The organism is Brevundimonas sp. TWP2-3-4b1 (assembly GCF_049897665.1).
GTDB lineage: Bacteria > Pseudomonadota > Alphaproteobacteria > Caulobacterales > Caulobacteraceae > Brevundimonas > Brevundimonas subvibrioides_B.
On sequence record NZ_JAFCWQ010000014.1, the window covers coordinates 65824 to 89954 of the forward strand.

Genomic DNA, 24131 nt, shown 5'->3' on the forward strand with positions numbered 1-24131 from the left:
CGGCCCTCTTCCTGGCCGCTTGCTCATCGACTCCGTCCACGATCGGCGAAGCCTCCGGGCCTTCGGTGATCGAGCAGGCCGAGGCGAACCAGCCGGTCGGATCGCACATGCCGGACGACGACGCCGACCTCTGCAAGGCCGCCGACTTCCAGTATCTGGTCGGCAAGCACAGGAACGAGATCCCGGTGCCGGTGGAGGTGGTCAACCGCCGCGTGGTCTGTACGACCTGCCCGGTGACGATGGACTTCTCGCCCCATCGGCTGAACATCTTCTACAACACCCGGACCGAGCTCGTGGAGCAGGTCCGCTGCGGGTAGTCGCCGCACTGATGCTGGGCGGCGTGCTGCTGACGGCGTGCGCCCCGACGCCGGCACCCGAACCGACCAGGCCGCAGCGTTGCGATGCGGCGGCTGCCCGGTCCCTGATCGGGAGCCATCGCGGCGCGGTCGATTTCGCGGCCGGGGCCGATGTGCGGTTCGTCTGCACGACCTGTTCCGCGACCGAGGACTATCGCCCCAACCGTCTCAACATCCGCTTCGACGAGGCCACCGGGATCATCCGCAGCGTCGACTGCGGCTGATCCCGGCCCCGCCTGGCGCTACCAGCGCCAGGCGTCGTTGATGACCTCGATGATGTAGCCGTCGTAGCTGTCGATCAGATAGATCGTGGTGTCGACGGCGACCCACTGGGTTCCCGGAGGCGGGTAGCCCAGGCCGTAGGTGCGGTAGTCGCTCAGGCTGTAGCGCCAGAAGATCGAGGGCAGGTAGTCGCCCTGGTAGTAGCGCTGGCCAAAGTATTGCCTCGGCACCGAGTAGTAGCCGTAGTTCGGCGCGAAATAGAAGCCTGAGCGGAAGCCGGTGTAGCCCCGGAAACCGCGATCGTTGCGCCACCAGTCATTGCTGCGGCCCCGGTTCCAGTCGCGACGCCAGTCGTTCTGGTTCCAGCGATTGCTCCAGCCACCGTAATCGCGGCGACCGTTGCGGTCCCCCTGCCAGTTGCGGCCGCCGTTGTTGCGGTCGCGGTCCCAGCGGCCGCCGTTGTTGCCGCCGTAGCCCCATCCGCCGCCGTTGTTTCCGCCGTTGCCCCATCCGCCGCCGTTGTTGCCGCGACGATCCTCGTAGGCACCGCGAACATTGTAGCAGACCAGCAGGCCGTCGTTGTTGCCGATGTCGCTGGACGAGCAGCGCGCCAGTTCGATCGAGGTGCCACGGACGTTGCCGCGCATGTCGCGGCAGTCAGCATAGAGCCGACCCTGGTTGACATAGGACCCGCTGCAGCTGTCAGCGAAGCTGCCGCGCGGGGCGACTCTTTGGGGGCCGTTGCCGTCGTCCATCGCCGGGGCGCTTTCCTGGTCGCCGCCGTTCCGGCCACCTTCGCGATCGCGTCCATCGTTGCCGCGATTCCAGTCCTGTCCGTCGTTGCCGCCACGGTTCCCGTCCAGGCCACCGTTCCCGTTGTCGTCACCGTCCGGGTTCCAGCCGCCGCCGCCATAGTCCTGGGTCGGGGGCGCAGGAGGCGGTGGTGTCTCCTCGGTAGGCCAGGTCGCCTGATCCGGGCGGGTCCAGCCGCCGCCGTTGCTGCCATCGTCGCCGCGGTTCCAGCCACCGCCGCCGCCATCTCCACCGCCCCGGTCCTGATCGCCGCCGTCGTTACCGCGGTCGTCGCGGCCACCGCGTTCACGATCCTGGGCGGGCGGTTGAACTGCGGGCCTCTCGGAAACCGAGTTGCGGACAGGCGGAGCCGGTTCGTCGGACTGGTACCGTGCGCCCGAGTCGTTCGACGGCGGGGACGGGTCGGACTGTTGCTCCTGTTGCTGCTCCTGATCCTGGGCAAGGGCCAGGGTGGGCAGGCCCGCCGGGATGGCCAGGGCGGCTGCAGCGGCGAAGGCCGTCAGCATCGATTTCATATCGCTTCTTCCCCGCACGCCGGTTCTCCGGCGGCTCGTGATGACGGTCGTCTTTCGTCGATGAACGGTGGCTGAACGACGGTCGAGGCGCTTCTGACGGTTTGTGACGGGCTTGCGGCCAGGGTTGGGGCGGCCCAGATCAGCGGCCTGAGCTCATCCGCAGGAGACGCCGTCATGACCGCCCCGATCGAGCTCTGGTACTGGCCCACGCCCAACGGCTGGAAGGTCTCCATCGCCCTGGAGGAGATGGGACTGGCTTACGAGATGAAGCCGGTGAACATCGGCGTGGGCGAGCAGTTCACGCCGGAGTTCCAGGCGATCAGCCCCAACGGCCGGATGCCCGCCATCGTCGATCCCGACGGACCGGGCGGGGCGCCGCTGTCGATCTTCGAGAGCGGGGCGATCCTGCAGTACCTCGGCAACAAGTCCGGGAAATTCTATCCGACTGATGTTCGCCAGCGGGTCGAGATTGACCAGTGGCTGTTCTGGCAGGTCGGCGGCCTGGGGCCGATGGCGGGGCAGACGCACCATTTCCGCCAGTACGCTCCGGCGATCATCAAGGACCAGAGGCAGATCGCCTATAGCGTCCGCCGTTACACCGACGAGACGCACCGGCTTTACGGCGTCATGGACCGGCGGCTGGCGGATCGGGATTATCTGGCGGGCGACTATTCGATCGCCGACATGGCGGCCTGGCCCTGGATCCTGCCGGAGCACCAGGGACAGGACCTGGCGCATTTCCCGCATCTGGCGGCCTGGATGGCGCGGGTCGGAGAGCGGCCGGCGGTGAAGGCCGGACGGGCGCTCGGCGACGAGATGCGGCGTAACCTGGCGGCTTCCGGCAAGGCGGCGGAAGAGGCGCGGAAGGTCCTGTTCGGTCAGCGCGCGCGTTAAGGTCCGCAGCACTAAGGTAAACGCCGTCTTGACGGTATATTTCGGAGGCATGAATCGAGTGTGGAGTATTCATTCCTCCTTTACTGAAAAGAATTTGTAGCTCCGGGCGCTGTTAACTTTAACTTCAAACCGGGGGTATTTGATCACGGTCGAAGGGCGGGTCCAGAACGGACGTCCGCCATCGCAAAGGACGACCGTGATGAACGCGCCAGAAACCGCGCCGGAACTGCACAACGAGGTCGAGGCGGCCCCGTTGCCCCTGCCCACCGCCGACATGGACGGCGACGCCCTGTTCCGGCTGGGCATGATGTATTCGTCGGGATCGGGCGGTTGCCCGATGGACCGGGTCTCGGCCCACATGATCTTCAACCTGGCGGCCATGAAGGGCTCGATCGAAGCCCGGGTCTATCGCCGCGAGATGTCCGAGGAGATGGAACGCGACGAGATCGCCGAGGCCCAGCGCGCAGCCCGTCGCTACATCGACGCCGGCGTGGTCAAGCTGGCGGCCTAGTCCCGAAGTTCGTCATCCTCGGGTTTGATCCGAGGATTGTACGTGGGGTTTGGGTTTCGTCTGTCTGTCCGGACGAAAAACACCCTGACGAAACGGACGAAACCGCCGCCGGTCGCTCTCTCCGCGAACCGTGATCAGCAGTCTACACCCGCCGGGTACCAAGGCGCTTTCAAGGGCCGAAACGGGCGTCGAACCCAGGCGCTGTCGTGTTTCGGAACGTCGAATTGATTTTTATCTTCGACGGTTGGAGGCGTTCCCGGCCGCCTAGAACTGCTGGTACTGGCCGTTGATCGAATAGTTGAACCCGATCGGCAGGGCGTTGCGGACCTGGGTGAAGAAGTTGGCCAGCTCCCCGAGGGTCGAGCGCGGCACGAACAGGATGTCGCCGCGGCGCAGTGCGATCACCTCACCGCGACGCTGGTGCAGATCCACCACCCGCATCATCCGCACGCTTCCCGGTCCGCGGCGGATCAGGGCGACCTGCTGCGGCCGGGCGCTGGGCAGGAAGCCGCCGGCCTGGATGACGGCCTGATAGGCGTCGATGTCGCCGTTCATGTCGTAGACGCCGGGCGTGCGCACCTCGCCGTCGACCCAGACCTTTATCGGCCCCGCGGTCTTCAGCGTCACCTCGACCACCGGCCGCACCAGTTGCGACGCATAGGCCGAGCTGAGTTCGTATTCGAGTTCCGACAGAGTCCGGTCCGCCGCCATGGCCTGGCCGATCAGGGGCAGGGCGATGCGACCGTCCGGACCGACCCGCAACGTCCGCGTCAGCTCGGTCGCCGTCGGCGTCGCCACCTCGATCTCGTCGCCGGGGTAGAGCAGGTATTCGGGTTCGTCGTCGGTCCAGTCGGCGAAAGCGATGTCGTTGAAATCGCCTTGCTGGACACGCACGCCACGCGACGTCGACGAGCCCGAGGCGCAGCCGGCCACGGGCGAAGCAACCATGGCCGCAGCCATCGTCCAAAGAATCTGACGCCGATCGAACATAGGAAGACCCTCGCCAGTTATGGGTAACGCATGGTTAACGCCGACAGGCGAAGGATCGGAGACGGTTCACTCTGCTACGGATTCGCCTGTTCCCATGCGTTCGGCCACCACGACAGCCTATGTCTCGGCGCGACCGCGCTATGGGCTGTTCGACGTGATCGGCCTTCTGTTCCGCGAACTGCTGGTGATGATCCTGGTGTTCGTGCTGGTCCTGGCCATCGGCGCTGCGGCGGTCCTGACGCTGAAGAAGACCTACACGGCCGGGGCCAGCCTGCTGGTCAACGCCGGTCAGGAATATGTCTACCAGCCGCGCGTCGGCGGGCTGGCGGATCGCCAGTCCCAGCCGCCCGCCGTCGGGGAGGTCGCCCAGGCCGAGGCCGGCATCATCGGCACGCGGGAAGTAAAGCTGAGAGCCGTGCGCGCGCTGGGGCTGCCGTTCTTCCAGAAGCCGGGCAAGGTCTCGACAGGCCCCGTCGCCAGGCAGGAAGGCGATGCGATCAAATTCATCAACGACGGCCTGACCATTTCGACCACGCCCCAGGGCGCGACGATCGGTCTGGGCTTCGAGAGCGACAGCGCCGAGAAGTCTGCACGGGTCCTGAACGCCATCATCGACCAGTATCTGATCTATCGCCGCGAGGTGTTCCAGGATCGGTCCACCCCCGCCATCCAGACGCAGCGCCGGGTGTTCGAGGACGAGCTGGCCGACGTCGATCACGCCTACGAGACCTTCCTCGCCACGAACGACATCGGCGATTTCACCGCGACCAAGACCGCGCTGGCTGCGGTGTATCAAACGATCCTGGCGGACAAGTTCTCGGTCGAGAGCCAGTTGAACCAGGCGGCACGGCGGCTTGAGACACTGGAAGCGCAGCAGGAGCGTACGCCCGCCGAGGTGACCCTGCAGCAGGACTTGAATGTGTCGGCCAACGATCAGGTCCTGCAGCTGCGCACCGAGCGCGAGCAGCTGCTGGCCCGCTATCAGCCCGAGAGCCAGCCGATCCTGGACATTGAGGCCCGGATCGCCGGGTTGCAGGCGTACGTCGCCAATGGCGATACCGTCGGCGCCAAGGAGGTTCGTCTGGGGCCGAACCCGGTCTGGACCGAGCTCGAGACGACCCGGATCACGACCCTGGCGGAGCGGGATTCCCTGTCAGCGAGGCTGTCGTCGGTGAACCGGCAACTGGCCGATGTTCAGGAGCGGCAGGCACGATTGACACGTGAAGAGTCGCAGAACTCCACTCTGACCTCGAACCGCGACGTGCTGACGGCGTCGATCCGCGAGTTCCAGCAGCGCGAGACCCAGAGCCGGGCCGACAACGGACTGGTCGCCGCCGGGGCCGACAATGTGCGGGTCATCGAGCGGGCGGCCGCGCCGACGCGGGGGACCAGTCTGAAGCTGCCTCTGCTGGCCCTGGTCATCCTGTTCGCCGGCTTTACGGCCCTGTGCGTCGGTCTGCTGCGGGTGTTTACCCGGCGCGGCTATGCGACGCCGGCCATCGCGGGACGGACGCTGGAGATGCCCGTTCTCGCTGTCGCCCCGATGAAGGCCCATTGAGATCATCGTGTTAGCCTTCGGGCCCAGAGTCATCGCGTAACCGATTCGTATGGTCGATCTCACATCAGAAATGGCGGGCCTCTGGGCCGCGCTGGGATCGGCCCCCGCTCACCGCGGACGTGTCATCCAGTTCGCCTGCGCCAACTCCGGGGAAGGCGCCTCGACCGTCGCACGCGAGTTCGCGCGGCTGGCGGCGGTGCGGGCGAGAAAGCCCGTCTGGCTGATCGACGCCGATCTGGCCCAGCCTACGCAACAGGAGGCGGTGGCCGCAGAGCCCGAGCGGTTCGGACGGCTGGGGGCGGCGGCTTCGTCGTCGCCGAATGGAGCGAGCTTCTTCGCCGTGACGCCGCCGGTCATGGGGCGAGACAACAAGCCGATCGCGCCGGCGCGGCTGATGACGGCGCGGCCCTGCCTGGGCGGTCGGCTGTGGATCACGCGTTTCCGGGCCGAGGTGCTGAGGTCCGGGCAGAGGGCGGAACCCCTGCCGGATCCGCGCTACTGGGATGCGATGCGGAAGCATGCCGACACGGTGGTGATCGACGCCCCGGCGGCGGATCGCAGCGACCTGTGCATCACCCTGGCGCCCTATGTCGATGCGACGGTGCTGATCGTGGCGGCGGAGAGCACGGCGGCGAACGAGCCGGTCATTCTGCGCGACGAGATCGAGTCCGTCGGCGGGCGGATCGCCGGCGTGGTGGTCAATCGCTCGACCTACAGCCCTCCGGCCTTCCTCAGGCGGCTGACGGGCTGACCGCGTTCAGGCGGGCCAGTTCGCGCGCGCCGTAAAAGCGCGGCTCGAAGCCTTTCATCCAGAATGTCTTTCCCAGACCGCGTGCGGCCTTGTCCATCATCCGGGCGCGTGAGGGATGGGCGATGACGGTCAGGGCGATCGCGGCGACGCCCCAGACGAGGGCCTGCCCGGCGCCGACGACCATCCAGCGGGCGACGCCGGGCCAGTCGCGGGCCCTGGCGGCGGTCTGGCTGGGGCCCTGGCCGTAGGCGAAGGCGCGGGACAGGGCGTAGCGCAGGGTGGCGCGATGGGGCGGGGCGAACTCGTCGACCCAGGCGTCCGCGGCCCAGCCGAAGGTCCCGCCGCGCGCTTCGAGGGCCGCGAACAGGGCGTCGTCCTCGCCGCCGGACTGATCCGCCGCGACGTCGAAGGGGGCGGGCCCGGGCAGGGCCGTGGCCCGGATCATCAGGGAGTTGCCGCAGCCCCAGGGCTTGTCGATCCGTTGGGTCCGGGCGGGGCCTTCGCGACCGAAGAAGGCCTCCAGATGAGGTCTGGCCCAGCCGGCAGCGTCGGGCACGCGACCGGCGATGGGGCCGAAGACGACGTCGGCCTTCGTCTGCTCCAGGGCGGCGAGGAGGGCGGCCAGCCAGCCGGTGGAGGCGGCCTCGTCGTCGTCGAGGAAGGCGATCCGGGGGGCGTCGGTCATCGACAGGCCGGCGTTGCGGGCCGTGGCCACGCCGGGGCGGGGCTCGTGGCGGTAGATCAGGGGGCAGGGGCTGTCGGCGGCCAGGCGGGTGACCGTGGCCGCCGCCGTCCCGGAGGGGTCGTTGTCGACGACGACGATGGAGGTCATCGGCGCCGTCTGGGCAAACAGGGAGCGCAGCGCCCGCTCGAGGCTCTCCGGGCGGCGCATGGTCGGCACGATGACCGACACAGGCTGCATCACACGGCCTCGGCGTAGAGGGCGGCGCGATAGAGGCGCAGCGAGAAGGCGCGGGCCTTTGTGGGCATCCAGGTGGTGGTGGCGGCGCGCTTGATCCAGGGACGGATGGCGCCGATCGCAGGGATCTTCTTCAGCAGGCGGGCGGCCTTGTAGCTGGGATAGGTTCCGACGATGTCGGGATGGCGGGCGACGACGCGGGCGAAGTTTCCGGCGGACTGTTCGTATTTCCCGGCGAGGGCCTCGACCGTGTCGAGGCCCATATGGGTGGCGGGGTTGTCGACGTGCACCACGCGGAACCGGCGCGACACGCGCATGGCCCACTCGACATCCTCCCAGCCCCAGCCGGAGAACTCGGCGTCGAAGGTCTCGGCCTCGAAGACGTCGCGGCGAACGAGGAGGTTGGAGGTGAAGACGTATTTCTCCGGCGTGCGGGCGCGCTCGTGCCAGGGGACGCAGTCGCTCTTCGCGGCCATCGAGCGATGGACCTGGAAGCGGGCGTCGGTCGGGGCCTGCAGCAGGGAGAAGCCGCCGAAGGCCACGGCCGGGTCCTCGCGCGCGACCAGCTCGGCCCAGGTCCACAGGAAGCGGCGATGGTCGGGGCGCATGTCGCTGTCGAGGAACAGGAGCGAGCCCGCGCGCGCCGCTGTGGCCAGACGGTTGCGGCCCTTGGAGCGGCCTTCATTGGCCTTGAGGGTGATCAGGCGGGCGGGGAGGGCCATGGCCCTGATCCGGGCCTGCAGGCTCGCGGTCAGGTCCGGGTCGTTGGTGCCGTCGTCCATGACGATGACCTCGACGGCGCGGTCGACGGCGCCGGCCTCCTCGTCGAGGAGCTGGAGCAGCTCGGACGGGTCGTCGCGCAGGAAAGGGATCAGGACCGAGACGGCGGGCTTCGCGCCGCGTCGTTTGGCATTGTCGGTGATGACGGGACGGCTCATGCGGTCGCTCTCCGGGACAGGCGGGCGCCGATCAGGCGCGCAGCGAGGTCGCGGACCCCGGCGGCGTTCAGGACCATGACGACGACGGCGTAGACCACAGCCCCGACCCCGGCCTTGAGCATCAGCTCGGCCACGCCGCCCGGTGCGGGCAGGGGCAGGACGGCGGCGGCCATGGCGACGCAGGCGACGCCGCAGCGAACGAGGGTGTCCCACGGAATCGGCATGGCGACGATCTTTCGACCCATGCCGATGGAGGCGAGCAGGCCGATTGCGAAGCTGGTCGTCGTGGCGATGGCGGCGCCCATGACGCCCATCATCGGCACCAGGATCAGGTTGAGGATGACGTTCGCTCCCGCCGGGATACACAGGGTCAGCAACAGCCGATCGGTGCGGCGCCCCAGCACGAAGGACTGGCTGAGATAGTAGGCGGTCGAGCCGGACAGGAGGGCCGACAGGGCGATCCACGGGGTGACGGAGGCGGCGACAGAGCGGAGGTCCTCGCCGATCATGAAGTCGGCGAGCGGGCGGGCGACCAGGGCCACGCCGACGGCGGCGGGCAGGCCGATCAGGATGAAGGTCGAGGCCTGTTCGCAGGCGGCCTTCATGAAGGCGTCGCGGCTGCCGCGCTCCCAGGCCATGATCAGGGCGGGCGTGCCGGCCGCGCCGAGCCAGATGAACAGGACGTCCAGGGTGCGGTTGGCGAGACTGTAGCCTGCGTGATAGGCGCCGACCGCCGCCGGGCCGAGGTAGATCTCCAGCAGGAAGCGGTCGGTCGAGGCCATGATCAGCGACAGGCCCAGGCCGGCCGCGATCGGATAGCCGTAACGGGCGTAGGAGCCGAGCCGGTCGCGGTAGAGAACTCCGCCCCGCGCCCGTTTCAGCTCGCCCGGCAGGACGAAGGGCAGGACCAGCAGGGGGCCGACGGCAAGGCCGATCAGGGGTGAGGCGGCGCCGACGCCGTGAAAGGCGCAGTAGGCCCCGATGGCGAAGCCTCCGAGGGTGACGGCGATGTCCATCCCGGCCGATTTGGTGACCTCGCCCGAGGCGCGGAACCGCTCCTGCGCGAGCTTGGCGAAACATCGGATGGGGATGCCGACGAGACCGGCGGCGATGGCCAGCTTCAGCCCCGGACCGATGGGGACGGCCCACAGGATCAGCCCCGCGACCGGCAGGCCGGCGAGGGTGACGACGGCGGCGGTGCGGTACAGCGTCAGGAAATGGTCGGCCAGGGACTGGCCTTCCTCGGCCGCCCAGAAGCGCGCCATGGCGGCTTCCAGCCAGCTGAAGGTCCCGACGTGGATCAGGGTCATGACCGAGAAGGCGATGGCGTAGCGGCCGAAATCCTCGGCCGACAACAGGCGGGTGAAGACCACGATGGCCCCGAACCCGACCAGACCCTGGATGATGTTGGCGGGCAGATAGCCCCAGACGCCGCGCCAGAACATCAGCGCACAGCCGCGCGGTCGCCGAGCAGGACGGGGATGGTGACGACCATGATCCGGAGGTCGAGCCACAGGGACTGCCGCTCGATGTATTCGATGTCGAGCTGGACCCGGCGGCGAACGTCCTGGGCGGAGTGCAGGGGTCCGCGCGAGCCCTTGATGGCGGCCCAGCCGGTCATGCCCGGCTTCATGCGGTGGCGATGGGCGTATTCGGCGACGAGGCGGGCGCTCTCGACCGCGCCGGTCTTCATGCCGATGGCGTGGGGACGGGGGCCGACCAGCGACATCTCGCCCTTCAGGACATTGAAGATCTGGGGCAGTTCGTCGAGGCTGGTGGAGCGGATGAAGCGACCGATGCGGGTCACGCGGTCGTCGTCGGTGGTGACCTGACGGCTGGCGGTGGCGTCGGCGGCGTCCTGGCGCATCGAGCGGAATTTCCAGACCACGATCTCCTCGTGGATGAAGCCGTGGCGGCGCTGGCGGAAGAAGATCGGGCCGGGGCTGTCGAGGCGGATTGCGAGGGCCGTCAGGGCCATGACGGGGGCCAGCAGGATGAGGGCGACCGTGCCGATGACGATGTCCTGGATCCGCTTGTTGAAGGCGCGACGGTCGTCGTCCACCCGGCCGTCGAGCGAGGCGAGCGGCGCGCTGGCCAGACGGTCGAGGGCGGCGCTGCGTTCGCCGGCGTCGGCCGGGTCGACCAGCAAGGTGACCTCGTTGGGCAGGGCCGACAGGCGGGCAGTCAGTTCGCGGACGCGCTTCTCGGCCCTGGGGTCGATGGCCAGGACGATCTTGTCGACATAGGGCGTCATCCGGTGGGTCATGAGCGTCTCGGCATCGCCCAGGACGGGCACGCCAACCACGGTGTCCGGCGAGCGGGCCAGACGGTCGTCGAACACGCCCAGCACATTGATGTCGCGGCGCTTGAGCGCCTCCTTGATCAGGGTCTCGGCGTGGCGGGTGGCGCCGACCAGGACGATGTTCGGCGTCAGGGCGCCCCTGGCCCGCCAGCCGGCGACGAGGTCGCTCCAGCCCATGTGCAGGACATAGAGGCTGATGGTGATCAGGGCGGTCCAGATGATGTAGGCGGACAGGGTCGCCCCGCCTGCGAGGACGGCGTCCAGCAGCACGGCGGCGAGGCCGCCGAGCAGCGCGAGGCCGGCGACGGCGGCCAGATGCAGGGGCGTCTTCTGCCCGCGCGCGAAACGGTAGAGGCCCAGCGATCGCATCAGGCCGAGGACGATGGTCGCGCCGACCGCCAGCGGCACGGCGGCGGACAGGGGCGTGGCGAGAAGGCCGGCCGGCGTCATGGCCCAGAGGATGGCGACGGTGATGATCGAGACCGCGGCCACGTCGGCGCTGCGGAACCAGTGGACGGCGAGGCGTGAGGCGTGCCGCTGGCGCGCGTTCAGCCAGACCTCGGGACGGAAGGGGCCGCGTCGCGCGGCGCCGTCCGCCTGGCGGCCGACCACGGACCGCGCCGCGAGCGCCTGCAATGCCGATGCGTCGAGCCGCGCGTCGGGCTTGCGGGCGTCGGCAGGCGCCTTCGCACGGCCAATATCGGTGGCGCTGGTCATGGTCGCCATCCTGCACAGGGGCCGTGGATGTCGCGTTAACGCGGCGGCGCGCGACGTGCCGGTCGTGAGGGAGTGATGTCCGTCAGGCCGTCCTGAGCGTCCCGCGCGTTCCTCGACGCTCCAGATGTCCGCCGATCGCCGCCGACTGCACCGCCAGCCGCGCCAGGATGTCGGCCGCTTCCCGATCGCCGGCCAAGGTGGGGAAACCCCGGGTGGCCTGATCCTCGGGGCCGCCCAGGCCGACTTCGTTGAGGACCAGGGGCGTCAGCTCCACCCGGACGGGCCGGTCGCCGTCAATCATGATCGAGGCGATCACGCCCTGCCACGCCGGTGGCGGGTAGGCGCCCTGCGGCTTCTCGGTCTGGAAGATGAAGTTGCCGAGGCCGAACAGAAGAGGGCGGCCCCGCCAGGCGGCCATGCCCTGAAGCACGGGCGAGCCGTGGCCGACGAAGACGCTTGCGCCAGCATCGATGCAGCGTCTGGCGAAGGCCTGTTGCCAGGCCGGGACCTGGCTGTTGTCCGGCTCCCAGTCGTGATTGTGGTGGCAGGCGATCACGGCGTCGGAGGCGGCGGCGGCCTGCCGGATGGCGCCCAGGATCCGCGCCTCGTCCTCTGCGAGCGGGGCGCCCGTCGCCTCGCGCCGCAACTCGTTGACGCCCGGATGGTCAAGGGCGGCCGCGCCGCCGGGGCGGACCTTGCCGGTGGCGAAGCCGATCGCCGAGACCTTGCCGGCCGAGGTTTCGAGGGTGGCGGGAGCCGCCGCCCGCACCAGGTCGGCGCCGCTCCCCGTCGTGCGCAGGCCCGCCGCCTCGATGGCGGCCAACGTGTCCAGAATGCCGCCGCCGCCGAGGTCGAAGGCATGGTTGTTGGCTGTCGTCAGCAGTCCGACCCCGGCGCTTTTCAGGGTCTCCAGGATCTCTGGTCCCGAGGCATGCAGCGTCAGCAGTTCCCGCGTCGGCGCCCCGGCGCGCCGGCCACGAATGACCGTCTCCAGATTGGTGAAGACGGCGTCCGCTCCCCCGAGCGCGCGGACCACGCCGGCCCGTCCGGGCCATTCGGCGGGCATCGGCGCATGTTCGATCAGGGCCTGACCCAGAAGGTCGATACGCAGGCCGCCGGCGCCGGGCGTTGCCGCTCCACACCCCGACAGCGTCGCCATCGCTCCTATGCCCCAGACGAGTTGCCGCCGATCCATCACCATGTACGCCTCCGCACCGGACCATACGTTTCAAGGACGGCAGACCGATAGGGCATGCGTTCAGCGCATGACGTGATACGAAATCGCCATATTGTTGCGGACGTGGCGGACCCGCTGCGACTGTTCCCCCCAGGGGGCCGATCCACGATCGAGGAACGGCAAGGACAACGGGAACCATGATCATGGCGACGACGACCTCCATCCGGACACTGTGCCTGACCGGCTCGGCGCTGGCGGCGCTGACACTTGGCCTGCTCGCATCGCCGGCCGCGGCGCAGACGCCGGTCGCACCTCAGGACGACACGTCCTCGGTCGATGAGATCATCGTGACAGGGTCGCGCATCCAGCGACGCGACGCCGACTCGGTCGGGCCGCTGCTGACGCTGACCGCCGAGGACATCAAGAACTCCGGCGCCGTGTCGGTCGGCGACCTGCTGCAGCGTCTGCCGTCGGCGGGCGTCAGCCTGAACAGCAACGGAACCCAGGGCACATCCTACGGAGCCTCCTCCATCAACCTGCGCTACCTCGGCGGGGCCGAGGGCAGCGGCAACCGGGTGCTGGTGCTTGTGGACGGTCATCGCTGGGTCGATGGCGTGGGCCAGCGCGGCTTCCGTGACTTCGTCGATCTGAACACCATTCCGCTGGGGATGATCGACGGCATCGAGGTGCTGAAGGATGGCGCCTCGGCCATCTACGGTGCCGACGCGATCGCCGGCGTGGTTAATATCCGCACCATCCGCGACTTCGACGGTCTTCGCCTGAACACGCGCGCGGGCATCACCTCTGAAGGCGACGGGGAACAGTATTCGGCCGTAGCCAACTGGGGGCGCCGGTTCGAGAACAGCTCGGTGGTTCTTTCGGCCAGCTATGCGCGCGAGGACGAGATCCTGACGTCGGACCGCGACCTGACCACCCTCAGCCTCGTGCCGCTGATCGCCCCGGGCACCAGCCCGCGCGGGCTGTTCATCCTGCCGGGCCTGTCGAACAACGCCTATTTCGGAACCGCGACGGGATTCGCCACGTCGGGAACGCCCGCGACCCAGATCGCCCTCGGCAACTACGGCGCGGGCAGCCTGGCGGACAACAGTTTCCGGACCGCGACCCTGCCGGAGGACTTCTTCAACACCCAGGCCCAGGGCATCTATTCGGCGGGACCCAGCGAGCGCTACGGCCTGTATGGTCGCTTCCGCGCTGACCTTTCGGACAATGTCTCGGCCCACATCGAGGCTCTCTACAACCGGCGTCAGTCGAACCAGATGTTCTCGCCGGTGCTGCTGGATATCGGCGGCACGGCCGGGACCATCCGGGGCTATTCCCTGGCCAACAACCATCCGTTCAACCCGTTCGGCACGGCCAACGGCGTGCCGACGGCCAATGCGCTGGCCTTCGCTGCGACCTCGGCCTGGCGGGTGCGCAAGGTGATGACCGACCTCGGCAATCGCGACAACATCCAGGACGTCGAGACCTGGCGCATCGGCGCCGGCGCCGAGGGCACGTTCAACGGCTTCGGTCGCGAATGGTCCTGGGACCTGAACGGCAGCTGGTCGCGAAACGAGATCCAGTCGTCGGCCCTGAACGGCGTCAACTACGAGCGTCTGTTCCGGGGGCTGGGCGATCCGGCCAACTGTCTGGCCTCGGCCGGGTGCGTGCCGATCAACCTGTTCGGCCCCATGACGGCCGATATGGCCAACTCCATCCGCTTCACCACGCGGGAGTCCAACTCCACCGAGCTGTTCGACGTGACCTACAATATCACGGGCGAACTGTTCCAGTTGCCGGCCGGGCCGCTGTCGGTGGCGGCGGGCTACGAATATCGCCAGAACAAGGCGACCGACACGCCGGACGCCTATGCCAACTCGACGCCCGTCTTCCTGTCGAACATCTACACGACCACGACGGCCCAGACGCGGGTGCCGACGGTCGGCGAATACAGTCTGCACGAAGGCTATCTGGAGGTCGCCATTCCGCTGCTGGCCGACATGCCGATGGCGCACAGCCTCGATCTGAGCCTGGCGGCCCGCTATTCGAACTACGACACCGTGGGTGACGCCACGACGATCAAGGCGGGCGTGGGCTGGAGGCCGGTGGAGCCGTTGTTGATCCGCGGCACCTATTCCCAGGGCTTCCGGGCCCCGTCGATTCTGGAGCTGTTCCAGGGCGGGCGCGAAGTCAGCATCCAGGCGATCGACCCCTGCAACGGCGGCGCCGCGGCCCGTCCGACCCTGCCGGGCTGCGCCGGCATCCCGGCCAACTACAACCAGGCGAACTTCAACCTGAACGGCCTGATCCCGGGGACCACGTCCGGCAACCGCCAGCTGGAGCCGGAAACGGCCGACACCTTCAGCGCCGGCTTCGCCTTCCAGCCCGACGCCATCCCCGGCCTGACGCTGACCGCCGACTGGTATGACATCAAGATCAAGGACGCGATCGCCTCCCAGGCCGCGGCCCAGATCCTGGGGCTGTGTGCGGCGCGCGGGGGCGCTTTCTGCGATCTGGTGGCCCGTGACCCGGTGACCGGTGCGGTGACCCGACTGACCCAGGGGTCGCAGAACCTCTCCGAGATTCGCACCTCGGGCATCGATGCGACGATCCGCTACGAGTTCGACACCGGCATCGGCCGTTTCGCAGCGGTCCTCGACACCTCGTATCTGGATGAATTCACCACCGTCAGCCCCGACCCGACCGGCGGTCCCGACATTCTCGACGAACGCGCCGGGAAAGGCGACCGGGCGCGCTCGACCTATCCGCACTGGAAGGGGCAGAGTTCGCTGCGCTGGAGCGACGGCGCCTGGAGCGCCCTCTGGCGTGGCCGCTACATCGGTGAGAGCACCGACGTTGTGAACACGGTCAAGGACGCGACCACCGACGCCATCTTCTACAACGACCTGGAGGGCAGCTACGCCTTCAACATGTACGATGCGACGGTCTCGGTCGGGGTGAACAACCTGTTCGACGAACAGCCGCCCGCTTCCTATGCAAATGCGCCGATCAACTACGACATCTATACCTATGACGCCCGGGGTCGCAGCGCCTACATTCGTCTCGGGCTCCAGTTCTAGAACCCAGGTTCCGGCATGACGGACGTGAATGGCCCATCCCCGACGGCGCGTCGGGGATGGCTGGACCGGGTCGAGCGGCTGGGCAACGCCTTGCCCGACCCGGTCTTCATCCTGGCGGGATGTATCGTGGTGCTGGTCATCGTGTCCGTCTTCGCGGCGGGGTCGGGCTGGAGCGCGGTCAATCCGGTGACCGGCGACCGGCTGGCCACCCAGAGCCTGCTGTCGTCGGAGAACGTCGCCAGACTCTTCGTTGACATGCCCGAGACGCTGACGCGGTTCCCGCCCCTGGGTCTGGTGCTGGTGGTCATGCTGGGTGCGGCGGTGGCCGAGCGGTCGGGACTGTTCGCGGCGCTGCTGGGCGGAGGCGTGCGCCATCTGCCGACGCGCTTCCTGAGCCCGGCGGTCTTCATCATCGGCCTGTTCTCGCACCATGCGGCCGACGCGGCCTATGTCGTTCTGATCCCTCTGACGGCGCTGGTGTTCGCGCGGGCGGGACGGCATCCGCTGGCGGGCGTGGCGATCGCCTATGCCGGAATTTCAGGCGCCTTCGCCGGCAACATCATCCCCGGGCAGTTCGACCTGCTGATGCTCGGCATCACGGCGCCGGCCGCCCAGCTGATCGACCCGAGCTATGGCGTCAATCCGCTGGGGAACTGGTGGTTCACCCTGGCCATCGGCGTCCTGTTCACCCCCATCGCCTGGTTCGTGACGGACCGGATCATCGAGCCGCGCCTCGGCGAATGGTCGGGTCAGCTGCCGGAAGGCGTCGCCGAGGCCGATGACATGGGCGTGCTCGATGCGCGCCAGCGGAAGGGCCTGATGCTGGCCGGTCTGGTTGCCTTGGCGGTCGTGGGTCTGTTCGCTGCCCTGACCCTGTGGCCCGGAGCGCCGCTGATCGATGCCGAGGCGGTCGGACCCCGGCGGCTGGCGCCCTTCTACGGGGCCCTGGTGGCGGCCTTCATGATGCTGTTCCTCGGCTGCGGCTGGGCCTATGGCGCGGCTGCGGGGACGGTGACCAGCCACCGCACCCTCGTCCGGATGATGGGGGAGGGGATGCGCGACATCGCCCCCTATATCGTGCTGGCCTTCTTCGCCGCCCACTTCGTCGCCATGTTCTCCTGGTCGAACCTGGGGCCGGTGCTGGCGGTCCGGGGGGCCGAGGCGCTGACCGCCCTGTCCATGCCCAAGCCGCTGCTGCTGGTGTCCTTGCTGGGCATGTCGTCCGGTCTGGATCTGGTCATCGGTTCGGCCTCGGCCAAGTGGAGCGCGATGGCGCCCGTCGTCGTGCCCATGATGATGCTGCTGGGCGTCTCGCCGGAGATGACCACGGCCGCCTACCGGATGGGTGACTCGATCTTCAACATCGTCACGCCGCTGGCCAGCAACTTCCCGCTGGTGCTGATCATCAGCCAGAGGTGGAAGCCCGATTTCGGCATCGGTTCGATGATCGCCCTGATGCTGCCCTACAGTATCGCCTTCGGCCTGGCCGGGATCGCGCTGGTGACCCTGTGGGTGTCCCTGTCCCTGCCGGTCGGTCCGGGCGCGCCCGCGACCTACAGGCTGCCGCCGCCCGCCATCGCCGCGCCGGCGATTCCGTGAGCGCCGCCCCCCACCCCGCACCGGGTGAGGACATCGTGGTCCTGCGCGACGTCATGGCGCCGATGCGTGACGGCGTGCGTCTGGCCGCAGACATCTATCTGCCGGTCGGCGCAGGTCCGTTCAGCGTCATTCTGGAGCGGACCCCGTACGACAAGCGGGGAACGAACCACGCCGACCGGACGGCCGCCGATCCGACACCGCGTTCCAAGCCGGAGGTCGCGGCCGACTTCGCGCGCGCCGGATACGCCTACGTCCTGCAGGACTGCCGGGGGCGTTCGGCTTCCGAAGGCGTCTTCTCCAAATACCTGAACGAGGCCGACGACGGCTACGACACCCTGAGCTGGATCGCGGACCAGCCGTGGTGCGACGGGCGGATCGGCATGACCGGCCTGTCCTATTCCGCTCACGTCCAGGCGGCCGTGGCGGCGCTGGGCCATCCGGCACTGGCCGCGATGTTCATGGATTCAGGCGGGTTCTCCGGCGGCTACCACAGCGGCATCCGCCAGGGCGGGGCCTTCGAGCTTAAGCAACTGACCTGGGCCTACAAACACGCGCTTCAGGCGCCTGCAACCGCCGCCGATCCGGCGCGCAGGGCCGCGCTGGAGGCTGAGGACATCGGCGCGTGGGTGCGGGTGAATCCCTGGCTTCCCGGCCATTCTCCCCTGACCGCCGCCCCGGAATACGAAGACTTCATCGTGCAGATGTGGGCGCGCGAGACCTTCGGTCCGTTCTGGACGCAACCCGACCTTTGCGCCTCCGCCCACTACCAGCGGTTCACCGACGCGCCGATGGTGTTCCTGAGCAGCTGGTACGATCCCTATGCGCTCGCGGCGACCGAGAATTTCGCCGCTCTCAGCCGCATGAAGGCGGGCCCGGTGCGGCTGGTGATGGGGCCGTGGACCCATGGGCAGCGGTCGGTGACCTTCGCGGGAGACGCCGACTTCGGGCCGGAGGCGACGCTGGACGGTCATCTGGCGGATGATTACCTGCGTCTGCGCCTGGACTGGTTCGACCGCCACCTGCGCCGGGACCCTGCGGTCGCGGACCCGCTGCCGTCGCCGGTCCGGCTGTTCGTCATGGGCGGCGGGACCGGTCGTCGCACGGCGCAGGATCGACTCGATCATGGTGGGCGCTGGCGCGACGAGGCGGACTGGCCGCCGCCCGCCGTCGAGGCCACGGCCTTCCACCTCTCAGGCGACGGAGGTCTGTCGCGCGCGATCCCCGAGGCGGGCGAGCGCTCCTGGCGGCACGATCCGGACAATCCCGTTCCCACCATCGGCGGCGCCATCGCCTCGGGTGCGCCCCTGATGGAGGCGGGCGGCTTCGACCAGCGGGAGACCCTAGACCTGTACGGGGCCTCCATGCCGGGCAGGGCCCTGGCCGACCGCGACGACGTCGTCAGCTTCCAGACCGAGGTTCTGACCCAAGGGGTGGAGGTCACCGGGCCGGTGTCCGCCCGGCTGTGGATCTCCGCGAGTGCGCTGGACTGCGACGTCATGATCAAACTGGTCGATGTCTATCCGCCCAATACCGACTATCCCGAGGGATACGCCCTGAACTTGACCCATGGCGTGCTGCGCCTACGCTTCCGCGACGGGTTCGAGGCCGCGCATCCGATGCGGCCGGGGGAAGTGTATGGCGTCGACATCAAGGCCTTTCCGACGTCCAATCTGTTCGCGGCCGGTCATCGGATCCGGCTGGACCTATCGGCCAGCAACTTCCCTCATTTCGACGTCAACCCGGGCACGGGTGTCCCGGCCGGCGAGGCCAGCGACCCTGTCGCTGCGATCTGCGCCGTTCATTTCGGGCCTGACGCCCCGTCGCATCTCGTGCTTCCGATCCGGCCGATCGCCTAGGGTCATGCCATGACGCCGGACGCCGACGGCCGTCAGACGATCCGGCTGAGAGCGCTCCGGATCTTCAACGCGATCGTCCGGCTGGGCTCGGTGACCGGCGCGGCGCGCGCCCAGGGATTGAGCCAGCCTGCCGCGAGCCGGCTGCTGGCCCAGCTCGAACGCGACGTGGGGTTTGAACTGTTCCATCGCGATCGCGGACGGCTGATGCTGACCGCCGACGGACTGCTGTTGCATCAGGAGGTGGAACGCGCGCTCGACAACGTCGATCGCGTGCAGTCGCTGGCCCGCGACATCTCGGACTTTCGCGTCGGCCACCTGCGCCTCGTCGCCCCGCCCAGTTTCCTCGAAGCGATCCTGCCCGACATGATCGAGCGCTTTCTGGAGCAGTACCCCCAGGTGCATGTGTCGATCGATTCCCACGGCGTCGAGGTCGCCAAGGCGATGATCGCGTCGCGGACGGTGAACGCCGGGTTCGTCAAACTGCCGCACAATCGCGACGACCTGCGGACCGAGACGGTGCTGGTCAGCGAGAGCGCCTGCGTCCTGCCGGTCGGCCACCCTCTGGCGGCACAGGAGACGGTCGCGGCGGCGGATATGCGCGGCGTCCCGCTGATCCTGCTGGGCCAGGGCCAGCGGTTCCGCGCCCAGGTCGAGGCCGCTTTCGCTGACGCCGGCGTGGTGCCCAGGGTCAAGGTCGAGACCCATACGATCGCCTCGGCCTGTGCGCTCGCGTCTCGCGGCGTGGGCGTCGCCATCGTCAACGAGAGGCTGGCGAAGGCCTATGTCCGGGAGGGCACGGTCCTGCGGCGGTTCAAGCCCGGCATCCGCCATGAATACGGCTTCGCGACCTCCGCCAACTCCGGCCCGGATCGGCTCGCAGAGGCGTTCCTCGGCGTTGTCCGGGCCAATCTGCGCAGTGAGCCCGAACGCTAGAACCGCCCGGCCTTGAGCCGTTGCAAGGCGGCCGTCCCATGCTTCGTGCAGACAGCGCTGTCACGACCTCGTGCATGCGCAGGATAGCGTCGCGCCACGGGATGGTGAGACGGGCCGCATGGTTGTGACGCGCCTCAGCCAGGTCGCTCTCAGCCCAGGTGAACGGATCGGCGCATGCACGTTGGGCGAAATAGCGCTCGCCGAAAGTGTCGACCGTCGCTTGCTCGAGCTCTGTCGATCGGACGTAGTCTGGATCAACCAGCACCAGTTCTCGTCGGAACAGTTCGAAGACGGCATCGAGCAGATGGGCTCGATCTTCCTCAATCAGGGCCTGGACCGCCTCAGAGGTGCAGATCGCCAGCGGAGCGTGGGGCAAGGGGAAATAGAAGTCGGCTTCTGGCAGGAGACCCTTGCGCGACATCAGAGTGATCATGAAATCTGACGTGTTCGGAGAGGGCGCGAAGGCGAGGCCGGCCTCGGTCCGTACGAACGCGCCATGGCTCACAGCCAGGCCGACGGCGGCGTCGATCGCCGTCAGGGACGAGCCTCGGACGCCGACGTTGACCGGTGGGAGCGCCGCCAATGCTGAAGCAGGCCACGGGCTGAGGAAATAGCCGGGGCGGACCTCCTGCCGCGAGGGCCACTGATGTCCCGTGGCGAGGACGACGTGATCAAAAACTTCACGGGTAGCGGCTTGGCCGCTGGTGACGACGCTGAGCTGCACCCCGGGGTTGACGTCGCGCACATCCGCGACCCGGCTGCCCGTGCGCACCTCGATGGCGATGCCGCGCGCTCGGGCCTTCGCCACAAGAGAATCGAAGCGATCCTGGAAGTATCGGCCCAAGGCCACGCGGGGGACGAAGTCCCGGTCGTCGATCCCTTGAGGATCAATGCCTAAGGCCCGACGCTCCGCCGGCGATTTGTTCTTGACCCATTCCAGCAGGGTCTCATCCAGCGGAGGTATCTCGATGCTGGCGATATTCGACAGCATGGCCGGGTCATTCCAGCCTGGTCGATATGGAGCCCCCGGTCCTGCCGTCGATTGCGCTTCATAGACGGTGACACGGACATCCCGGTCCGTGCGATCGACGAGGGCGGCAAGACTATAGAGGGTCGTCGGGCCGGCTCCAACAAAAGCGATCGTGGACGTCATTCCGCTGAAATGCGTTTGGGCGAGATAGGTGCCATTTGCACCGATTTCTACTCCTCTTCAGCGCGTTATGAGTCGTCCAGCGCACATTCAGGGCATCCGGACGGCCGAAAGTCGGCAGAGGAACCGGAGCTGGCTCAGGGCATTGTGAGGTCGGGCATGGATACCGAGCCGCGAGGGCGACGATCCGGGCCTTTTCTGCAAAAAAGGTTCGCTCATGGCCCGCGCCCAGACACCCGCCTCCCGCAGCAAGGCGGCCGCATCTCGTGCCAAACCGTCAGTCGCAGCAGGGGTCGGTGACGGCGGCGAACTGCATCAAAGCGCCTCGGCGCCGGATCAGCGGATCACAACAAATCACGGCGTGCCGATCAGCGACAACCAGAACTCGCTGAAGGCCGGGAGGCGCGGACCGTCGCTGCTGGAAGACTTCGTTCTCCGTGAAAAAATCCAGCATTTCGATCACGAGCGAATCCCCGAGCGAATTGTCCACGCGCGCGGCAACGCCGCCCACGGCGTGTTCGAGCTGACCGAGAGCCTGGCCGGCTTTTCCCGCGCCAAGGTGCTGACCGAGGTCGGCGAGCAGACCGAGGTATTCGTCCGTTTCTCCACCGTCGCAGGCGGCGCCGGCTCAGTCGATACGCCGCGCGACGTGCGAGGGTTCGCCGTCAAGTTCTACACAAAAGAGGGCAACTGGGATCTTGTCGGCAACAACATCCCGGTCTTCTTCATCCAGGACGCGATCAAGTTCCCGGATCTGGTCCACGCCGTGAAGATGGAAGCCGATCGCGGCTATCCCCAGGCCGCGAGCGCACACGACACCTTCTGGGATTTTATCGGACTGATGCCTGAATCGACCCACATGGTCATGTGGCAGATGTCGGATCGGACAATCCCGCGCTCGTACCGGATGGTCGAAGGCTTCGGTGTCAACACCTTCCGCCTGCTCAACGATGACGACGAGGCCGTCTTTGTGAAGTTCCATTGGCGTCCGCGCCTGGGGACCCAGTCGACATGCTGGGACGAGGCGGTGAAGATCGCCGGGGCCGATGCCGATTATCTACGCCGAGATCTCTACGATGCCATCGACAAAGGTGACTTCCCCGAGTGGGATTTCGCCGTGCAAATCCTGACCCAGGAAGAGGCGGATGCACTGCCGTTCGACATCCTGGACGCCACCAAATTGATCCCCGAGGAACTCCATCCGCTGCGGGTGATCGGCAAGCTGACGCTGAATCGAAACCCCGACAACTTCTTCGCCGAAACCGAGCAGGTTGCCTTCCTGCCGACCAACATGCCGCCGGGGATCGACGTGTCGGAGGACCCTCTCCTGCAGGGCCGGTTGTTCTCCTATCAGGACACGCAGCTATCGCGTCTGGGCACGGTGAACTTCCACCAGATCCCGATCAACCAGGCCAAGGGTTGCCCCTTCCAGAACTTCCAGCGCGACGGCCAGATGCAGATGGCCGTGCCCAGGGGCCGCGCGAACTATGAGCCGAACAGCCTGGCCGAGGCTGGCGAGGACGGCGGTCCGCGCGAGGATCCGGTCGGCGGTTTCCGCAGCTTCCAGGCTCCGGTCGAACAAGCCAAGGTCCGCCTGCGCGCCGAGACCTTCGCCGATCACTTCAGCCAGGCGCGGATGTTCTTCCGTTCACAAACGGAGATCGAGCAGGCGCATCTGGTCGGCGCCCTGGTGTTCGAACTGTCCAAGGTCACGCTGGAGCACGTCCGCCTGCGTGTGCTGGCGAACCTGCGCAACGTCGACGAGACCCTGGCGTCGCGTGTAGCGGATGGTCTGGGGATGGCTCTGCCGGCGGCGTCGGCTCCGGCGTCCAAACCCTTCGACATGGAAGAGAGTCCGGCCCTGCGGATCGTCGGCAAATATCCCGACACGCTGAAAGGGCGGCTGATCGGCATACTTGTGACGGACGGGGCCGACGGCGCGGTGGTCGCGAGCGTTAGGACGAGTTCCGAGGCGGCGGGCGCCCAGGTCCAGATCATCGCGCCCAAGATCGGCGGAGTGACGCTGAGGGACGGGTCGAAGCTCAAGGCCGATCGCCAGCTTCAGGGCGCACCTTCAGTGCTGTTCGATGCGGTGGCTCTGGTCCTGTCCGACGCCGGATGTGAGTTGCTGCTGGGGGAGGGGGCGGCGGTCGATTTCGTTAAAGACGCCTTCGGCCACCTGAAGGCCATCGGTCATAATCCGGCGGCCCAGCGCTTGCTCGACAAGGCCGGTGTGGAGCCGGATCCCGGAGTTATCGCGCTCGGTAAGTCCAGTAAGGGGTTCTGTGCGGCCGCGGCGACCCGGCAGTGGAATCGGGAATCCAAGGTTCGCATCCTGGCCTAGACCAGGCTCCGCTTCACCTGGCAGGGCGAATGATTGGCCGGTCGCGCAGTGGCAGGATTGAAGAACGGCGATTCGGTTAGTGCAGGGGCGCACCTCCATTTCTTTCGGTCCGTCAGGCGAAGGCCGGAGCCTTTCCGGAAGCTTGGACGTTTCCAGCCCATGACTGCTGCTACGCTCACCGACGGACTATATGCTCGTGGTCTCGCCCGCGCATTTGGCGGGGCGCTCATCTTCGCCTTCCCGCTGTTGATGACCATGGAGATGTGGTCGCTCGGATTTACCATCACTCCCCTGCGTCTGCTGGTGTTCCTGGGGCTCAGTCTGCCTCTCCTGTTTGGCCTTTCCTATTACGCGGGTGTCAATCGGCGTCCAAAAGGGACCCCCTATAGGCGTGCAATAGGGACCCCCTTTTGGTGTTCGGGATGGACGTCACGAGCGCACCGCTTGCGAGGGTTGGGGCGTAGGGAGGGCGTAGCCCGACTGGAGGCTCAACCCTCGCTTGGCGT

19 protein-coding genes and 1 pseudogene are annotated in these 24131 nt (G+C 67.8%); 12 read left to right on the forward strand and 8 right to left on the reverse strand.

The features are described from left to right. Positions 1-65 precede the first annotated feature (65 nt). Both ACP7A5_RS11715 and ACP7A5_RS11720 read left to right on the forward strand, forming a co-directional pair. Positions 66-317, forward strand: coding sequence for a hypothetical protein (locus ACP7A5_RS11715; RefSeq protein ID WP_303696119.1), 252 nt, complete (start codon positions 66-68; stop codon positions 315-317). Positions 318-328: 11 nt separating this feature from the next. Next, entirely contained in the window at positions 329-580 is a 252-nt protein-coding gene (locus ACP7A5_RS11720) for a hemolysin (RefSeq protein ID WP_426042083.1), read from the forward strand. 18 nt (positions 581-598) lie between these two features. Here ACP7A5_RS11720 and ACP7A5_RS11725 read toward each other — a convergent pair whose 3' ends face one another. After that, positions 599-1906 carry an RcnB family protein gene (locus tag ACP7A5_RS11725; protein WP_426042084.1) on the reverse strand — a complete coding sequence of 436 codons (1308 nt, stop codon included), beginning with the start codon at positions 1904-1906 and terminating at the stop codon, positions 599-601. A gap of 174 nt (positions 1907-2080) precedes the next feature. Here ACP7A5_RS11725 and ACP7A5_RS11730 point away from each other — a divergent pair, with 174 nt between their 5' ends. Both ACP7A5_RS11730 and ACP7A5_RS11735 read left to right on the forward strand, forming a co-directional pair. Further along, on the forward strand, positions 2081-2800 hold the full coding sequence (locus tag ACP7A5_RS11730) for a glutathione S-transferase N-terminal domain-containing protein (protein WP_426042085.1): 720 nt from the start codon (positions 2081-2083) through the stop codon (positions 2798-2800). A gap of 199 nt (positions 2801-2999) precedes the next feature. Continuing rightward, on the forward strand, positions 3000-3311 hold the full coding sequence (locus ACP7A5_RS11735; RefSeq protein ID WP_426042086.1) for a sel1 repeat family protein: 312 nt from the start codon (positions 3000-3002) through the stop codon (positions 3309-3311). 264 nt (positions 3312-3575) lie between these two features. Here ACP7A5_RS11735 and ACP7A5_RS11740 read toward each other — a convergent pair whose 3' ends face one another. Beyond that, positions 3576-4301, reverse strand: coding sequence for a polysaccharide biosynthesis/export family protein (locus ACP7A5_RS11740; protein ID WP_426042087.1), 726 nt, complete (start codon positions 4299-4301; stop codon positions 3576-3578). Positions 4302-4395: 94 nt separating this feature from the next. On the opposite strand from ACP7A5_RS11740, the gene ACP7A5_RS11745 reads away from it, so the two are divergent. Both ACP7A5_RS11745 and ACP7A5_RS11750 read left to right on the forward strand, forming a co-directional pair. Then, the gene (locus tag ACP7A5_RS11745; protein ID WP_426042088.1) at positions 4396-5859 is read left to right on the forward strand and encodes a GumC family protein; all 1464 of its coding nucleotides are present in this window, start codon (positions 4396-4398) and stop codon (positions 5857-5859) included. Between the two features lie 49 nt (positions 5860-5908). Next, positions 5909-6610 (forward strand): hfsB, encoded by a 702-nt coding sequence (locus ACP7A5_RS11750; RefSeq protein ID WP_426042089.1) that lies wholly within the window; start codon positions 5909-5911, stop codon positions 6608-6610. Here ACP7A5_RS11750 and ACP7A5_RS11755 read toward each other — a convergent pair. The 5 genes from ACP7A5_RS11755 to ACP7A5_RS11775 form a co-directional block, all read right to left on the reverse strand. Then, complete coding sequence (locus ACP7A5_RS11755) at positions 6591-7532, reverse strand: glycosyltransferase family 2 protein (protein WP_426042090.1); 942 nt, start codon at positions 7530-7532, stop codon at positions 6591-6593. The genes ACP7A5_RS11750 and ACP7A5_RS11755 overlap by 20 nt on opposite strands. Then, positions 7532-8467: a glycosyltransferase family 2 protein gene (locus ACP7A5_RS11760; protein ID WP_426042091.1), complete on the reverse strand. Its 936-nt coding sequence runs from the start codon at positions 8465-8467 to the stop codon at positions 7532-7534. Before ACP7A5_RS11760 ends, ACP7A5_RS11755 begins: the two co-directional genes overlap by 1 nt. Next, positions 8464-9912: a lipopolysaccharide biosynthesis protein gene (locus tag ACP7A5_RS11765; RefSeq protein ID WP_426042092.1), complete on the reverse strand. Its 1449-nt coding sequence runs from the start codon at positions 9910-9912 to the stop codon at positions 8464-8466. The genes ACP7A5_RS11760 and ACP7A5_RS11765 overlap by 4 nt, the downstream gene beginning before the upstream one ends. Next, complete coding sequence (locus ACP7A5_RS11770; protein ID WP_426042093.1) at positions 9912-11486, reverse strand: exopolysaccharide biosynthesis polyprenyl glycosylphosphotransferase; 1575 nt, start codon at positions 11484-11486, stop codon at positions 9912-9914. The genes ACP7A5_RS11765 and ACP7A5_RS11770 overlap by 1 nt, the downstream gene beginning before the upstream one ends. 82 nt (positions 11487-11568) lie before the next feature. Next, positions 11569-12687, reverse strand: a complete 1119-nt coding sequence (locus tag ACP7A5_RS11775) for a CapA family protein (protein ID WP_426042094.1) — start codon at positions 12685-12687, stop codon at positions 11569-11571. Between the two features lie 179 nt (positions 12688-12866). Here ACP7A5_RS11775 and ACP7A5_RS11780 point away from each other — a divergent pair, with 179 nt between their 5' ends. Genes ACP7A5_RS11780 through ACP7A5_RS11795 form a run of 4 tightly spaced genes read left to right on the forward strand, consistent with a single transcriptional unit; the run spans position 12867 to position 20131 of the window. Then, complete coding sequence (locus ACP7A5_RS11780; protein WP_426042095.1) at positions 12867-15743, forward strand: TonB-dependent receptor; 2877 nt, start codon at positions 12867-12869, stop codon at positions 15741-15743. Positions 15744-15758: 15 nt separating this feature from the next. Beyond that, on the forward strand, positions 15759-17342 hold the full coding sequence (locus tag ACP7A5_RS11785) for an AbgT family transporter (RefSeq protein WP_426042096.1): 1584 nt from the start codon (positions 15759-15761) through the stop codon (positions 17340-17342). Further along, the gene (locus ACP7A5_RS11790; RefSeq protein ID WP_426042097.1) at positions 17339-19198 is read left to right on the forward strand and encodes a CocE/NonD family hydrolase; all 1860 of its coding nucleotides are present in this window, start codon (positions 17339-17341) and stop codon (positions 19196-19198) included. Before ACP7A5_RS11785 ends, ACP7A5_RS11790 begins: the two co-directional genes overlap by 4 nt. A gap of 9 nt (positions 19199-19207) precedes the next feature. Next, positions 19208-20131: a LysR substrate-binding domain-containing protein gene (locus ACP7A5_RS11795; RefSeq protein ID WP_426042098.1), complete on the forward strand. Its 924-nt coding sequence runs from the start codon at positions 19208-19210 to the stop codon at positions 20129-20131. A 655-nt stretch (positions 20132-20786) separates the two neighbouring features. Here the strand turns inward: ACP7A5_RS11795 and ACP7A5_RS11800 are convergent. Beyond that, positions 20787-21284: pseudogene (locus tag ACP7A5_RS11800) on the reverse strand (FAD/NAD(P)-binding protein); the annotation flags it as partial. Between the two features lie 214 nt (positions 21285-21498). On the opposite strand from ACP7A5_RS11800, the gene ACP7A5_RS11805 reads away from it, so the two are divergent. Together ACP7A5_RS11805 and ACP7A5_RS11810 are read left to right on the forward strand one after the other, a co-directional pair. Continuing rightward, the gene (locus ACP7A5_RS11805) at positions 21499-23625 is read left to right on the forward strand and encodes a catalase (RefSeq protein WP_426042099.1); all 2127 of its coding nucleotides are present in this window, start codon (positions 21499-21501) and stop codon (positions 23623-23625) included. A gap of 159 nt (positions 23626-23784) precedes the next feature. Beyond that, positions 23785-24131: DUF2391 family protein (locus ACP7A5_RS11810; protein WP_426042100.1), on the forward strand; the 347-nt coding region annotated here is incomplete at its 3' end.

Bases quoted from the DNA above. Each gene is read 5' to 3' on its own strand.
- ACP7A5_RS11780 (WP_426042095.1), top strand. From the start codon at position 12,867: ATGGCGACGACGACCTCCATCCGGACACTGTGCCTGACCGGCTCGGCG.
- ACP7A5_RS11750 (WP_426042089.1), top strand. From the start codon at position 5,909: ATGGTCGATCTCACATCAGAAATGGCGGGCCTCTGGGCCGCGCTGGGA.
- ACP7A5_RS11735 (WP_426042086.1), top strand. From the start codon at position 3,000: ATGAACGCGCCAGAAACCGCGCCGGAACTGCACAACGAGGTCGAGGCG.
- ACP7A5_RS11740 (WP_426042087.1), bottom strand. From the start codon at position 4,301: ATGTTCGATCGGCGTCAGATTCTTTGGACGATGGCTGCGGCCATGGTT.
- ACP7A5_RS11785 (WP_426042096.1), top strand. From the start codon at position 15,759: ATGACGGACGTGAATGGCCCATCCCCGACGGCGCGTCGGGGATGGCTG.
- ACP7A5_RS11775 (WP_426042094.1), bottom strand. From the start codon at position 12,687: ATGGTGATGGATCGGCGGCAACTCGTCTGGGGCATAGGAGCGATGGCG.
- ACP7A5_RS11760 (WP_426042091.1), bottom strand. From the start codon at position 8,467: ATGAGCCGTCCCGTCATCACCGACAATGCCAAACGACGCGGCGCGAAG.
- ACP7A5_RS11765 (WP_426042092.1), bottom strand. From the start codon at position 9,912: ATGTTCTGGCGCGGCGTCTGGGGCTATCTGCCCGCCAACATCATCCAG.
- ACP7A5_RS11805 (WP_426042099.1), top strand. From the start codon at position 21,499: ATGGCCCGCGCCCAGACACCCGCCTCCCGCAGCAAGGCGGCCGCATCT.
- ACP7A5_RS11770 (WP_426042093.1), bottom strand. From the start codon at position 11,486: ATGACCAGCGCCACCGATATTGGCCGTGCGAAGGCGCCTGCCGACGCC.
- ACP7A5_RS11730 (WP_426042085.1), top strand. From the start codon at position 2,081: ATGACCGCCCCGATCGAGCTCTGGTACTGGCCCACGCCCAACGGCTGG.
- ACP7A5_RS11720 (WP_426042083.1), top strand. From the start codon at position 329: ATGCTGGGCGGCGTGCTGCTGACGGCGTGCGCCCCGACGCCGGCACCC.
- ACP7A5_RS11745 (WP_426042088.1), top strand. From the start codon at position 4,396: ATGCGTTCGGCCACCACGACAGCCTATGTCTCGGCGCGACCGCGCTAT.
- ACP7A5_RS11725 (WP_426042084.1), bottom strand. From the start codon at position 1,906: ATGAAATCGATGCTGACGGCCTTCGCCGCTGCAGCCGCCCTGGCCATC.
- ACP7A5_RS11755 (WP_426042090.1), bottom strand. From the start codon at position 7,532: ATGCAGCCTGTGTCGGTCATCGTGCCGACCATGCGCCGCCCGGAGAGC.
- ACP7A5_RS11795 (WP_426042098.1), top strand. From the start codon at position 19,208: ATGACGCCGGACGCCGACGGCCGTCAGACGATCCGGCTGAGAGCGCTC.